Origin of the sequence: Komagataeibacter rhaeticus (genome assembly GCF_011611525.1) — a bacterium.
GTDB lineage: Bacteria > Pseudomonadota > Alphaproteobacteria > Acetobacterales > Acetobacteraceae > Komagataeibacter > Komagataeibacter rhaeticus.
Genome location: NZ_CP050139.1, coordinates 3,515,593 through 3,528,409 on the forward strand (window position 1 = coordinate 3,515,593; position 12,817 = coordinate 3,528,409).

Genomic DNA, 12,817 nt, shown 5'->3' on the forward strand with positions numbered 1-12,817 from the left:
AATTTAAATTACCTGACACTCAGTCAGACCATAATACTATTGTCCTGCTGGGCAGTCTTTCTTAATTCGGATCACGGCGCTTCCACCGATCTTCGAACCAGTAAAGTGGCATTGATCCAACCATCTCGTCTGAATCGTCACGCAACTTCCTGCGCTCTTCATGCCTAATCGCGAATGACACATGAAACAAGGCCGATCGGGCAATCTGCATTACGCGGATCGCCTTCGATTCCAGTTCGTCGCTTCCAATGGCAATCCCGAAACTACTGGCGTTGGACGGCCCGATCGTGAACGGCTTGGCCCAACCCATGCTTACACGCAGATAGGTGTGTTCAAGAGCGTTGCGGATCGCATGGAGTTCGCGGGCATCTGCGGACGTTGTCTGCTTGAGTTGATCGTCAAACAGTTCCTTTGAGAGCCAATAGAGTCCTCGTAGAGACCAATTGTTTGATTCTGCGAACTGCGGAAGCAGTCTCTGTTTCTTTTCGACCATCCAGACATTCTTGAAGCTGATATGCGCGGGTATCTTTCCCAATTTCCAATACCGGTCGATCAAGAATGCAATCTTGTCGAGTAAGGAATATGCGATACGGAATGCTGTGCGCACCCTCTCGCTCGCAAGTGAATAGAGCGGGTAATCGAGCGTATTAGTGAGCGTGACCCCACGGTCGGAGAAATGGACCCGTGTGCTACTTATTCCTTCGAACAGCATGTAGCGCGCCGAGACGTATTCCTGTTTCATTTGGCTAAAAAAGCCGATAATCGGAGGCGGTGAATAGTCACCGGGCCGCTCGTCGAACCTCTCCCTAATGCTGGGCAACATCAGGTCATCGGTCGCTGCGGCTAGATACGGTCCGAGATCGTTCAATGGGCAAAGAAACAGCCGTTTATCGAGGCACCACTGACGATAAGCGCGTTCCACTTTCGATCGGCCCGGTTCACCCTGATCGAGATTCTGCATTGCTCGCACAGCATCGACATTGACCGCTCTTCCAAGAGCCTCGGCCATGTCCTTGAATTGCGCAACGACGGGCAGAAAGTTGGGAGACTCATACATCGCATCCGGCGCCACCGCCTTGCAAAGGCTGTCATAGGCATGGAGCGCCAGAATAGCTCGCTCTCGATTGTCGTCGACCATACCGGCATAATACCTAAGTCCGGCACCGCGATTACCGAGAGCCATTGCGAAGTGCGGGCCGATGCGGAGCGCCTCGTCCCAACCGGCGATAGCATCGATCGAGCGGCCGACCTTGTTGAGCAGATTGGCACGATTGGTCAGGATCTGGCAGCGCCGTCCATTATCGAGCCTCATGAACCCGGGATGGCTGGCTGCGCGCGTGAGCGCCAACATCTCTTCCTGAAGTTCGACACTCTCCCAAGACCAGGATTGCCGAATATTAGCAATCTGCGATCGCGTAGCCCAAGCATTAGCCCGGAAATATTCTGCCAGCACGGCCGCTTCTTCGGTGAGTGGTCTCTTTGTAAGTTCATCAAGCAAGTACAATGCGCGCTTCGCACCACGTTCAAATGCAGCATCACAGGAATCGTCGATCAGCCGACCGATATGTTCGAGTGCCTCGTCGTCACTCATTTTTGTAATGCTGCGTTCGCAGCTTTTATTAAGAGATTCGAGATTAGGCTGATTGGACAATTTGACTGGCTCTCTGGATTCTGACTGAGGAGGACTCCTCATGATAATTTTGAGTTTCTCGGCTGCTGTGACGCCTATCAAGGGGCTACCAGGGGACGAAGATCAGCAATTTGTTGCGTTCAATGCTTACGTTGAAACGGGGGGGAAGCAGTCATTCGGTCATAACTTACGGAGCCCGCAAAAATATGACGCCTGATGCCGCATGAAATTTCCAAAAGCTGTAAAACGTAAGTGGACATGACAAACACCGCTTAAAACAATTCTTTTCAGCGATCCGGAAACTACCTTTGACCTGCCGCCCTTACGAGGCACGCTCACCTGCATTCCTGCGTACGCGGGCAGGCACACCACAGATGATCCGACCAAAATTTCGAAGAGTAGATAGGAACTGCTGGAAAGCCTCACGATCAAGTATTAGGGAATGACCAGCGCTAAAAGTGACGTAACCAGGAACGACACCATTAATGCGATTAATGGCAGTATTATTATAAGAATTTGCGCCATGGCCAACAATATTCCGCACCACGACAGCATGGACAACCGCACCCTGACCGCCGGGAACTATATCCCAGGTTACTTTCGCAGCATTGAGAAGAGCGGAACCCCAAGCTTCAATATTTACCTTTCGGATATAGTGATCTGTGGCTTCCGCGTTTGTGCCATGTAGCTGCATGCCGGGAAAGGCAACGCGGCCTACCAAGTTTTCGTCTAGAAGTTGGGTGACAATTACGCGTCCAAACTCCTCAATCAGCGACGTATGCCCTACTATCAGCAGCCGATACAATTGGGTTTCGTCCTTCAATACATCAAGAAAATCATTATAAGAGCATTCAAAACGGGTCACCCCTCGCTCATCATAGATCTTAGCATCTTGAATGCCACGCACTGGCAATTCAAGGAAGCTTTTCCGATAAGAAGACAAAGCCATTTCACAAGCAAGACGGAAGCGAGTCAGTTCTCTCCAACGTTCCCAAACTAATTTGAATGACATTGGCAGCAACCTTCCTCGACTTGTTTCATTGCCAGCATATGGTAGGCAATTGTTTCAGATCAGGGAAGTTTTATCAGTTTGAGTGTCACGTGCATGACACACTCCGTGTCTGCTGCAATCGCGGTCTGTGCCGAGTCGCCTTGGGCCGACCGACTATGAGGAGGCGCAAGGAAACTAGGGCGCATGTTTAATGTCTGCTATGAGGGCGAATACGCCAGCACGCAAAATCATGCGCTCGATCCATGAAGGCGCCCGGGATCTGGCCCGCGAACTCGCGTTGACGGACGCTTATGTCACGGCACGTCGACAGCGAAAGAAAGTCGAGATGCTGTTCGCCCATCTCAAGCGGATCCTGAAATTGGATCGCCTGCGATTGCGCGGTCCAAACGGCGCTCATAATGAGTTCCTCCTCGCCGCAACCGCCCAGAACTTCCGCAAGATGGCCAAGCTCGTCCCGCCCCAGGCGGTGATGGCCGCCGGGTGAGGTGAAGAGCCCGATCAGTCCGATCTCAGGGCGATGCTCACCGCCAATCACAACGAGGGTTTTTCAACACAATCAGGGCGATTGCCGCCAGTCTGCTCAAGAAGATGGAACAAGCAGGCGGATTTGGGGGGCTGAACGGGAGGTCGGCTATCTGTAAATGCGGACGTTGGCCTCCTGCCCCGAGACTGACCTTCATTGGCTGGCGTCCGCAAGCTCGCCAACTTTTGCGGACACTGCCTTTGGGCTTTCCCGCCGTCCGTGAGCAGTGCTAAAGCCTCGTACCGATTTTCGATTCGGCAGTTCAGTCTATGACGAAAGACGGCTGGTAACTCTTGTTTCCAGCCCTATCAAAATCAAACTCGTAGACGATGCAGGGTGAGATGCCACGGTGCTGCTGACCGAGATAGAATAGCAGGCTATTCGGGCACGCAGCGAAAATATGGACCGTGCGATCAGGGTCGTCCGCCTTCAGAGCCCTCACCTCATTGGCGATATGCTCTGCCAGAGCAGCGGCATGCCCGCCGCCGGCAATAGCCTGCTGTCCTGGGCCAGTCGGAGGAGCAAACGAGATCAATGTCCCGACAGCCAAGAGTTCCTTGTTGACATAGCGGCGGGTCTGAACATCGACGCTTTGTGAGATGCCGATTGCCAAGGCGATATCGGTTCCGGAACCGATACTCGTCGTCGCGCTGTTCAATCGAGCCACGTTCTGTTCGGTACCGTCGTCCGCGCGCCAAGTCCTCGAACCCACCCGGCCTTTCTGGATCAACGAGATGTCGACGCCCGACTTCAGGTCTAGGACGGCACCAGCGAGAAATGCGATGGAGGCGTGTGCATCCAAAATGATCCTCAGCACGCCCGAGCGTTTGGCGGCACCTCGTAAGAACGTCTCGACCCGGGGACGAATGTCCCCTTGCCAGGACCGGTCATCGAGGAGGTAGCGCTGATTGAAGCTATCGGTCAGCGAGAGCGTGTTCTGCGGTGACGTGCCGCCAAGATCGGCCGCCACGCCTTGGAAGGTCCGGATCGCGATCGTTAGCCCTGGAGGATGGGCGACGACGTTGTCGGTCAGAACACCTTCTTCACGGAGGATCTGCCGCATGGCCTCCCGCGTGAAGCTATTCAGCTTCCGCGATTTCAGCGCTTGAGCGAGCCCGTCATATCGAAAGTCGGATTCTGTCGAACAAGTGAGTGCACCCACGATCTGGGCCCGCACGTTTATGTCCTCACGCAGCTGCTCCAGCGAGCGCTCGCCGTCCATGATCCGGAGGCCCGTCACGATCTCCTTGAGTTCGTCATCAGACGCGAAACCCAGATGTTCGCGCCATAGCTTGCGGACCTTGCCCATTCGGCTGCGGTCCGTCGTGCCATCGAACAGGCGGCCGAGGAGAATAGATTTGTCGGTCCCCGACTGGACATAGCTCAGTGGATCACTGTCCTTGATGCGATACGTCGTGACGAAATCGAACCGCGCGCCGGCCGGTGCGGTCTTCTTGGCATCGCGCAAACGCTGAAGGAGCGACACGCTCGTCGCTCCGATAAAATCGGGATCGACCAAATCCTCATAGCCGAACCGCCCCCCGGTATCGACGTGCCATTTCACCTGCTGATAGGCCGCCGGTACGCGTTCCGGCCCACTTCCCGGAAGTGGCGGATCATACCGAACGACAACGTCGTCGAACGACTTCGGCGCGTCGGCTTCGAAGGTAACTTCCACCACGACCGAGTCATGCGCGAGCATGCTCAGCGCGTTCTGCCAGAAAACCCGCGCCTGATATTTGTCGCCATTCCAGCGCGCGGTAACGGCGTCAGCCATTGCGCACCCCGATGGACGTGGAGGAAGTCTCGCATTTCATGAGAGCGGGAATTTTGGGCCGAACAGCGCCCGCCATGCCTTTAGAGCCTCGCCATTCTTGCCCTGCCGGGCGAGATTGATCGCAACGCTCGCTTCACGGCTCGCCGTCATCAGAAGAGTGCGCGCACGCTCCTTGCGCGCATTGTCCATCCCGTCGCTCACCGGTGGCCCTAAACCCGCTGGGTCGGGCCACGTATCGAAGATGCGATCCGCGAGTGTAGCGAATAAGGCTTGGAACTCGTAGGCGAAGTTGCCTTGCCAGCCGCCGTACAGACACTCCAGCGCCATCACCTCGATGAGGAAGGACGGCTTCACTGGCTTCTCCCCGTGGAGGGGCAGGTTATTCCAATACTTCACCATACGGACCAAACCCTTCCACTCATTGGAATATGCCTGGTGTGCGGTTGTCGCTTTGGCCGCGTGGGTTTCGGGATTGGTCTTGATCCACTCACCCTTGTCGGTGTCAGGTATTTCGTAGTCTGAGGCCGATGCGAAAGCGGGCACTACGTCCACACTGAGAACGCGATAGTCGGTGTTGTCATCGGAATCGACGACCACGCCGAAGTCGACGTTGACCGACCGGCCCTGTTTCCGGACCGCGCTGGAGCCGTACTTCTCGACCAGGGCATCGTAAAAGTCGCCGATCACGACCGACGGCGCTTTGTCACGATATTTGCCCGTCTCCGAATCCTTGAGGACGAAAAAAATGTCGATGTCCTTGAGCGGCTTCGTCTTAGTGTGTCGCTTATAGGAGCCCGTCAGAAAGCTCCTGGCGATCGCGAACTTCGTGACAAGATAGTCCCGCACCTCATTCTGACGGTCGGAAGCGTTCTGCTGCTCCTTCTCGTTCAGTTCGAGCCGGCTCTTAAACTTTCTAAAAGCTTCGTCGATAGTGATCATCCGGTCTGCCTCCAGTACGAGGTGTTCGCGCCCAAGCCATTATGATCGATGGTCGTCCCCAGCGATTGCCGCGTGAAGCCGGCCGTCGACCGGGCCGTTACCTTGCTCCAACCATCGACATCAGGGCGCCCCGGCTTGGTGCGGACGAGCAGACGGTATTTCGCTTGGCTAGGCACGAGACCCGCCTTCTTGATCGCGTATTTAAGTTGCTCGGTGTCGACCCAGAAGTTTCCGTCGCCGGAGCTCCAGCCGTAGACGACGTTCATGTCCCAGCGGAACAGGAGCGCATCAGTCTTCGGGTCGTAGATCTCCAAATCGACGCGTTCTAGGTCCTGAGTCTCTAACCAGTGCTTGATGCCGCGCATGTTGACGTCCCAATCTTCGATGAAGTTGGTCGGGTCGAGACCGCTCAGCCGAATGATGTCTTTCAGACTCTTGAGCATGTTGTCGGCGACGTAAGTCACCGAGTGGGTATAGGTGTTGACGCTTACGACCGTCATGGGCTGAGAAATCCTTTCGGATCGAAGACCAGCGCCACCGCACCTTCCGAACTGCTGGCGGTTTCCTTCATTTTTTCCGACTTGTCGCGAGCGGTAATGCGCTCGCTGTGCTTCTTGAGCGCGCCTTGGACCCAAGCGAGATCGTCCGCCTCGCAAGGAAGCGATATGCGCCAGTCGCCATTCAGGGGGTCGAACCCCAGCGCGTCTTCATTGGTGTCGGAGCCATCGGTCGCGTCTTCATCGTAAACGCAATAGATGCGGGTCCGAGGGCCATCGCAGGTCACGACGATGGCTGCGTCCTTCGCAGCCTTGTCAGCGATGATGCTAGACACGGCACCGTGCACTGCCAGGAGTTCGTCGCGCTTGACTCCCGTCTTACCCTGCGTCAGCAGGTCGACGATTGCACGCCAGGTCTCACCCGCATCACGGTGAGGCGTACTGCCGAAGGTGCGCCGGACAACGGTCGTCATTTCACCTTCACCCCCGAACCGCGGTTCAACTTCGCCTGCTGAGCCGCCCGGTAGATGTCTTCGAGGGTCACCTTGCTCGGATCCATCGCCACCTCCGGCCGGCTGGCCAGAGCGTTCGCCACCATCTTCCGGATCGCACGTCCATCCAGACCGACGCATTCCCCCGCGCACCGGTCGAACCCTGGCTGGGAGGCCAGCGCGGAGATGGACGAGTAGGTCTGACCGAGCCCGGTTAGGCAATCGCGAAGCATATGCACGCACGCAGCCCGGTCGGGCAGCGGAACCCGCACAACGAGATCGCAGCGCGACGTGAAGGCGCTGTCGACCGCGTCGGGGAAGTTGCTTGTCGCCACAAAGAGAAGCTGAGGGAACCGCTCCGCCAGCGCGTCGATCTGGACCAAGACCGCGTCGGTCGCCCGGTGGATGTCGATGGGGTTTGCTTCGAGGCTCATCTTGGACCGGTCAGCCGCTAGCGTTTCGACCTCGTCTAGGAGCACGATCGTCGGCCCGTTGCTGGCGGCCTCGGCGATGGACTGAGAAAAGAGGTCGGACACCGCACGCTGGGTCTTGCCCATCGCCGAACTGGTTAGGGAGTGCGGCTCGACTTCGAGGAGCTTGAATCTCGCCCCGGAGAAGGATGTCGCCGTACGGTGCGCCAGACCACGCGCGAGCGAGGTCTTACCCGTCCCCGGCTCGCCGGTTAGCAAGATGACGCCGTGCAGGGGAATGACGGTCCGTGGAACTTTGCCCCGCACTGAGAAGTTCAGCATGGCTTGCGACAGCAGTTGTCGCTTCAGCCCTTCGTCAATGAAGATCGAGTCCCAGAGCGCGCCGAGCGCGGGGTCGGGCAGAGGCCAGATACGGCTGATCCCCTTCGGCAGATCGGCTCCAAACGCGGGGTGGGCAGTCGCACTCATTCGTCATTCTCCGTTCGGCGCACAGCCTTAGTCGACCGAATCACCGGTTCGGCTCAGCAATCTTTCTATGTATCTCTTCGTTAAACGACGCGCATCGTGGTCCCTTAGGGCGCAACCCTTCTGGTGTTTGACCACATATCGATCGTCCTTAGACATCATGCTCCAATCGCATTGACGACGATTCTTCCATCAGTTAAGAAAGTATATGGGCATTGTTTCGCTGTCAATGTAGTTACTATGCTGATCGGAGTGCGCATGTCAGCTGGTGGTCCAGATCTGCGGTGGGGGGTCGAGCAACGGCTTGAGTTTATCGAGTTCCGCCTCTTCTGGGAGGGTGGCATCAACCGTTCAGACATCACCGGATTTTTCGGTGTATCAGTGCCGCAGGCGTCAAAAGACCTGACCCAGTATCAGGAACTCGCACCCGAAAATGTGCGATACGACCGCAGCGAGAAGCGCTACTTCGCAACCGGATCGTTCCGCCCGCGTTTCTTGAAACCCGACGCGGATCACTACCTTGCGCAGCTTCTGTTCGCGGTCGATCCCGCTCTCCACGGTGAGCGGACATGGTTGACCAGCCCCCCGAGCGTGGACACGATGCCCGTGCCGAATCGCCGAGTTGACATTACTGTCCTCCGTATGATCCTAGCTGCGGTCCGGGGCCAAGCCTCGGTGGAGGTTCTCTATCAGTCGATGAACGAACAACGGCCGGAGCCTCTTTGGCGGCGTATCAGCCCTCATGCCTTTGGCAGCGATGGCTTTCGCTGGCACGTCCGCGCCTTCTGTCACATCGACAACAGGTTCAAGGACTTCCTTTTGTCGCGATGCCTTGAGGGCCGATCACTCGGGGAACCTGCCGCGCGGCTTGAAGATGATAGGCAATGGAGGGATTTTTTTGACGTAAAACTTTCTCCGAACCCGAGGCTCGGAGAGAACCAACGAAAGATAATAGCGCAAGATTACGGCATGCGCGACGGCAATGTTACAATCCCGGTCAGGCGGGCGCTGCTTTACTATTTCAAAAAACGGTTACGTCTGGACGTGGCAGATGTTCTCGATAATCCACACGAGACGCCGGTCATCATCATTAATCGCGCGGAATTTGATGCTGCGTTGACCATTGCACTACTGGACAATAAGACGGGCCGCTAACCAGCGGCTGGTCTCACGCACCCGTAGCTGATCGCTCCCCGTCAGCCCAAACGAACGACGGCTTCACAGAGTAGTCGCTGACAACCTGATAGTCATCCAGTTGCGGTCACTGTGGGTGGCCCGACTGCTGAATAATGGATGGCGGGTATTGGCGAGAACTTGCCGCTGTACACTTTGCGAGGGAGCGACCGGAAAGTCGCAAAAGCGAGCTTTAGAGGGCTATGGCGTAAACGTAGTTCTCATCCGGTTCTGGCGCGACCCGCCTGATGAAATTCGAATCTCAACTGGGTCGAATGCGTATGCGAGTCCGCATCCATCCTTGTCGGCAGAACGTTGGATGATTCACGTCCGCTATGCGGAAAGTGACCTGAGCAACTATATGTCTGAAAAGTAGGCGATTACTGACTGTCTGCTTTCTGCTCCACTCGAGCAGAAAGTCTGATACGCGCTTTCTTACCTTTCTATCGCCCTACACCTTCATACGGGCAATGCGTCTCCACAAAACGCAGCAATCAGCCAAGCTTCACCGACAGTTCGACGTCTCCATCAAACGGCAGCGAGAGATACCCGGCGCCCGGAGAACGCACCCGCGACAGATAATCCGGACTATAATCGGCATTGTCCGCGACAATCATCGCGCCAGGGCGCAGCCTGCTTTCCAGCAGCGTAAGAATATCAGGATAAAGCGGCTTGGCACCGTCGAGCAGCACAAGGTCGATGGTCTCGGGCAGATTGGTGGCAAGTGTGGTCAGGGCATCCCCCTCGCGTATTTCCACCAGATCGGCCAGCCCGGCTTCTTCAACGTGCTGCCGCGCACGGACGATCTTGGAAGGCTCGAACTCGGTGGTGATCAGTCTGCCACCGCCATTGTCGCGCAGGGCAGCGGCAAGATGGATTGTCGAAATCCCGAAGGATGTTCCGAATTCCACAATGTGCTGCGCCCGCATGGCACGGGCCAGCATGTATAGGAGCCTGCCTGTTTCGCGTGAGACGGGAAGCCACAGGTCTTTTGCGAGGCCATAGAATTGCACATAGTCAGCCCGGCTACCGACCAGACGCTGCAACTCCTCTGGAGCCAGATTGGAGACGGCAGGGCTTGTGGCCACATCCGCCTCGGCGAACAGCCGGTCGAGCAGCGGAGCGACTGGTGCACTCATCAGGATGGGAGCTTTATCAGGGGTCATGATGTGATCTCTGTTCCGTAACGGGGTTGCTGTGGCGCGTTACCTTGCGCACCCTGCAAAAATACGATTAATTCATCGCGTTTTCTATTCGCATTCCCCGGCCCCCTATGACCGATCGCCGCAACCCAAGGATTTCCGTCCGCAAACAGCCCGGCCAGGCGCGTTCGGCCGCACTTGTCGCCACGATTCTGGAAGCGGCTGTTCGTGTTCTGGCCGAGGAAGGCGCCACACGCTTCACCACGGGCCGTGTCGCGGAGAAAGCTGGTGTGAGCATCGGTTCGCTCTATCAGTATTTCCCCAACAAGGCCGCCATCCTGTTCCGGCTCCAGACCGACGAATGGCGGGAGACGACCGCGATGCTGCGCAATACGCTTGAAGATGCCGGCAAACCACCGCTGGCGCGTTTACGCGCGCTGGTCCACGCCTTCATCCGTTCGGAATGCGCGGAAGCATCCGTCCGTGTCGCACTCGACGATGCCGCTCCCCTCTATCGGGATGCACCAGAAGCTGCAGAAGTGCGACAGGCGGGGAATGAGATCATCGAGCGCTTTATGCGCGAGGTCCTGCCGAACGCCTCGAACAATGAGCGCACCCTGGCAGGTGACCTCATCAGGACGACTTTCGGTGCCGTCGGCAAGGCGTTCTCGGAGACACCCCGAAGCGACGTGGAAGTCGCAGCCTATGCCGATGCCATGGCCGATATGTTCGAAGCCTATCTGCTCCGGCTCTCCGGGAGCATCTGATCAGAATCTATCATCGGAAAGTCGGCCGTTCTGCGAACGTCAGAGCATCTTTCGGCTCAGTCGGCCGACGTCCCAAGCCATACTCACACACATGTGATCTTCGACAAAACTGCGCCGGATTACCTTTTCGTCTGTTTCCTATGTGTTTCCTGCGGTGGATTTCAGGCAACAAAAAACCCGCCTCGATGGGCGGGTTTTAATGTGTGATATCAATCACTTATATCTGGTTGCGGGGGCAGGATTTGAACCTGCGGCCTTCAGGTTATGAGCCTGACGAGCTCGTTCAGGCCAGATGATAGCTTATCGCCCTGTCCGAAAAATGGGGACCACTTCTGGGATATGCCTTCTGCCGTGCTGACACAGGAAATGGCGGTATCGTTCAGCACGCGTGGTCCAGCAGGCGATGAAGGTAGGCGGCCAGTACAACCGCCTCGTTATGCTGCGTGTCACGCGCGCCATACAGCAGGGTGATGGGACCGGCGCGCGCCATGTCCAGCAACTGCTGCACCGGATTGGGATTGGCCTGCAGTTCCGCGCTGTAGCGTTCCTGAAACCCGTCCCACCGGGCCGGGTCATGCCCGAACCATTGCCGCAGTCCGGTGCTGGGCGCGATATCTTTCAGCCACAGCGTCAGGTCAGCGCGCTGTTTGCTGACCCCACGGGGCCACAGCCGGTCCACCAGCACGCGGCTGCCATCATCGGGTGCGGGCGGGTCATAGACCCGCCTGACGTGAATGGTGTGTGTCATGCCTATCCGACCAGTGTCGCATCGGCCGCCGAACCGAAGAATTCGAAACGGATCTGGCTTTCGGGCACGCCACCGGCCTTCAGCGTGGCTATGGCATCACGCATGAAGCCGTCGGGGCCGCAGATATAATATGTCGCGGTCCGGTCGATTTCCCGTGCAAGCCATGTCGGTGTCATGCGGCCTGCATGGGTGGTGACGCCCGTGGCGTCCTGTGCCGCCTGCGGTGTCGCGCGGCTGTAGAACAGGTCGGCGCGCAGCATGCCCCTTGCAGCAAGATCGCGGATATAGGGGCCGAAGGCTTCCGTTGCGGGCGTACGGGTGGTGTGGATGTAACGCACGCCCGTGGCCGCAGCCGCATCCAGCGCGCCCAGCATGGAAATGAATGGCGTCAGGCCAGAACCCGCGCTGAGGAATACGATGGGTGCGGGGGCCGGGTTGCCCAGCGTGAAATCACCCGCCGGAGCGGAAACCTGCAGCACCGTGCCCTCTTGCACGCTGTCATGCAGCCAGTCGGATACCACGCCATTGTCGATACGGCGGACGCTGATGCGGTAGGCATTTGAACCGGGGGCGGAGGAAATGCTGTAATTACGTCGTTCCGAGCCATATCCCGGCACGTCGAGGCGGAAGCTGAGATACTGCCCCGGCACATGGCGCATGACGGGCTTGCCATCGACGGGCGCCAGTTCGAAGGAGGTAACGGTCTCACTTTCCACCGTGCGGCGGCTGACACGGAAGGGACGCCAGCCAACCCAGCCACCGGGGGCCGCGGCATGGGCCACGTAAATCTGTTCTTCCCGCCCGATCAGGATTTCGGCCAGGAACCAGTAGGCCTTGCCCCATGCATCCATGATCTCGGGGGTTGCCGCATCCCCCAGAACATGGGCGATGGCGCCCAGCAGGGCATCGGCAACATAAGGATAGTGCTCGGGCAGGATGTTCAGCCCGACATGCTTTTCCGCAATGCGTTCGACCGCACCGGCCATGGCACCAAGGTTGTCGATATTGCGGGCATAGGCCAGCACTGCAAGCGCCAGCGCCTTTGGCTGCTCTCCATCCTTCTGGTGCGAAATGTTGAACAGGTCACGAATGTCCGGATTGGCCAGCAGGCGGCGATACATTTCCGTCGTTATCGCCAGACCATGTGCTTCCAGCGCGGGCACGCAGGCCTTGATGATGCTGCGGGTCTTGTCATCCAGAGGTGACGCCATTTTTTCCGATC

At 57.5% G+C, this 12,817-nt stretch carries 12 protein-coding genes and 1 pseudogene; 3 read left to right on the plus strand and 10 right to left on the minus strand.

Translation table 11 applies throughout. The annotated features are described in order from the left end of the window. Positions 1-61: 61 nt before the first annotated feature. Positions 62-1,591 carry an LA2681 family HEPN domain-containing protein gene (locus GWK63_RS16320; protein WP_166498175.1) on the minus strand — a complete coding sequence of 510 codons (1,530 nt, stop codon included), beginning with the start codon at positions 1,589-1,591 and terminating at the stop codon, positions 62-64. A 361-nt stretch (positions 1,592-1,952) separates the two neighbouring features. Next, positions 1,953-2,642, minus strand: a complete 690-nt coding sequence (locus GWK63_RS16325) for a hypothetical protein (protein ID WP_146750197.1) — start codon at positions 2,640-2,642, stop codon at positions 1,953-1,955. A 208-nt stretch (positions 2,643-2,850) separates the two neighbouring features. On the opposite strand from GWK63_RS16325, the pseudogene GWK63_RS16330 reads away from it, so the two are divergent. Continuing rightward, a pseudogene (locus tag GWK63_RS16330) lies at positions 2,851-3,126 on the plus strand (transposase); the annotation flags it as partial. A 301-nt stretch (positions 3,127-3,427) separates the two neighbouring features. On the opposite strand, the gene GWK63_RS16335 reads toward GWK63_RS16330, so the two are convergent. The 5 genes from GWK63_RS16335 to GWK63_RS16355 are packed head-to-tail and all read right to left on the minus strand — an operon-like array spanning position 3,428 to position 7,768. Next, positions 3,428-4,942 carry an SAVED domain-containing protein gene (locus GWK63_RS16335; protein WP_112209681.1) on the minus strand — a complete coding sequence of 505 codons (1,515 nt, stop codon included), beginning with the start codon at positions 4,940-4,942 and terminating at the stop codon, positions 3,428-3,430. A gap of 36 nt (positions 4,943-4,978) precedes the next feature. Next, the gene (locus GWK63_RS16340; protein WP_112209682.1) at positions 4,979-5,881 is read right to left on the minus strand and encodes a CBASS oligonucleotide cyclase; all 903 of its coding nucleotides are present in this window, start codon (positions 5,879-5,881) and stop codon (positions 4,979-4,981) included. Further along, positions 5,878-6,381, minus strand: coding sequence for an HORMA domain containing protein (locus tag GWK63_RS16345; RefSeq protein WP_112209683.1), 504 nt, complete (start codon positions 6,379-6,381; stop codon positions 5,878-5,880). Before GWK63_RS16345 ends, GWK63_RS16340 begins: the two co-directional genes overlap by 4 nt. Continuing rightward, positions 6,378-6,851 (minus strand): hypothetical protein, encoded by a 474-nt coding sequence (locus GWK63_RS16350; protein WP_112209684.1) that lies wholly within the window; start codon positions 6,849-6,851, stop codon positions 6,378-6,380. The genes GWK63_RS16345 and GWK63_RS16350 overlap by 4 nt, the downstream gene beginning before the upstream one ends. After that, positions 6,848-7,768: an AAA family ATPase gene (locus GWK63_RS16355; protein ID WP_007397362.1), complete on the minus strand. Its 921-nt coding sequence runs from the start codon at positions 7,766-7,768 to the stop codon at positions 6,848-6,850. Before GWK63_RS16355 ends, GWK63_RS16350 begins: the two co-directional genes overlap by 4 nt. Positions 7,769-8,005: 237 nt before the next feature. Between GWK63_RS16355 and GWK63_RS16360 the strand changes: the two genes are divergently transcribed. Further along, on the plus strand, positions 8,006-8,920 hold the full coding sequence (locus GWK63_RS16360) for a WYL domain-containing protein (RefSeq protein WP_007397361.1): 915 nt from the start codon (positions 8,006-8,008) through the stop codon (positions 8,918-8,920). 512 nt (positions 8,921-9,432) lie between these two features. Here the strand turns inward: GWK63_RS16360 and GWK63_RS16365 are convergent. After that, positions 9,433-10,077, minus strand: coding sequence for an O-methyltransferase (locus GWK63_RS16365; RefSeq protein WP_223846589.1), 645 nt, complete (start codon positions 10,075-10,077; stop codon positions 9,433-9,435). A 134-nt stretch (positions 10,078-10,211) separates the two neighbouring features. Here GWK63_RS16365 and GWK63_RS16370 point away from each other — a divergent pair, with 134 nt between their 5' ends. After that, positions 10,212-10,847, plus strand: a complete 636-nt coding sequence (locus GWK63_RS16370) for a TetR family transcriptional regulator (RefSeq protein ID WP_007397359.1) — start codon at positions 10,212-10,214, stop codon at positions 10,845-10,847. Between the two features lie 379 nt (positions 10,848-11,226). Here GWK63_RS16370 and GWK63_RS16375 read toward each other — a convergent pair whose 3' ends face one another. Together GWK63_RS16375 and hmpA are read right to left on the minus strand one after the other, a co-directional pair. Continuing rightward, a complete protein-coding gene (locus tag GWK63_RS16375; RefSeq protein WP_007396149.1) occupies positions 11,227-11,595 on the minus strand; it encodes a DUF488 domain-containing protein in 369 nt (122 codons plus the stop codon). Positions 11,596-11,597: 2 nt separating this feature from the next. After that, entirely contained in the window at positions 11,598-12,806 is a 1,209-nt protein-coding gene (gene hmpA, locus GWK63_RS16380) for an NO-inducible flavohemoprotein (RefSeq protein ID WP_007396148.1), read from the minus strand. Positions 12,807-12,817: the final 11 nt, after the last annotated feature.

Excerpts from the sequence above, each read along its gene's own strand:
- GWK63_RS16320 (WP_166498175.1), bottom strand. The coding sequence starts at position 1,591 with ATGAGTGACGACGAGGCACTCGAACATATCGGTCGGCTGATCGACGAT.
- GWK63_RS16360 (WP_007397361.1), top strand. The coding sequence starts at position 8,006 with ATGCTGATCGGAGTGCGCATGTCAGCTGGTGGTCCAGATCTGCGGTGG.
- hmpA (WP_007396148.1), bottom strand. The coding sequence starts at position 12,806 with ATGGCGTCACCTCTGGATGACAAGACCCGCAGCATCATCAAGGCCTGC.
- GWK63_RS16325 (WP_146750197.1), bottom strand. The coding sequence starts at position 2,642 with ATGTCATTCAAATTAGTTTGGGAACGTTGGAGAGAACTGACTCGCTTC.
- GWK63_RS16365 (WP_223846589.1), bottom strand. The coding sequence starts at position 10,077 with ATGAGTGCACCAGTCGCTCCGCTGCTCGACCGGCTGTTCGCCGAGGCG.
- GWK63_RS16370 (WP_007397359.1), top strand. The coding sequence starts at position 10,212 with ATGACCGATCGCCGCAACCCAAGGATTTCCGTCCGCAAACAGCCCGGC.
- GWK63_RS16375 (WP_007396149.1), bottom strand. The coding sequence starts at position 11,595 with ATGACACACACCATTCACGTCAGGCGGGTCTATGACCCGCCCGCACCC.
- GWK63_RS16350 (WP_112209684.1), bottom strand. The coding sequence starts at position 6,851 with ATGACGACCGTTGTCCGGCGCACCTTCGGCAGTACGCCTCACCGTGAT.
- GWK63_RS16355 (WP_007397362.1), bottom strand. The coding sequence starts at position 7,768 with ATGAGTGCGACTGCCCACCCCGCGTTTGGAGCCGATCTGCCGAAGGGG.
- GWK63_RS16340 (WP_112209682.1), bottom strand. The coding sequence starts at position 5,881 with ATGATCACTATCGACGAAGCTTTTAGAAAGTTTAAGAGCCGGCTCGAA.
- GWK63_RS16345 (WP_112209683.1), bottom strand. The coding sequence starts at position 6,381 with ATGACGGTCGTAAGCGTCAACACCTATACCCACTCGGTGACTTACGTC.
- GWK63_RS16335 (WP_112209681.1), bottom strand. The coding sequence starts at position 4,942 with ATGGCTGACGCCGTTACCGCGCGCTGGAATGGCGACAAATATCAGGCG.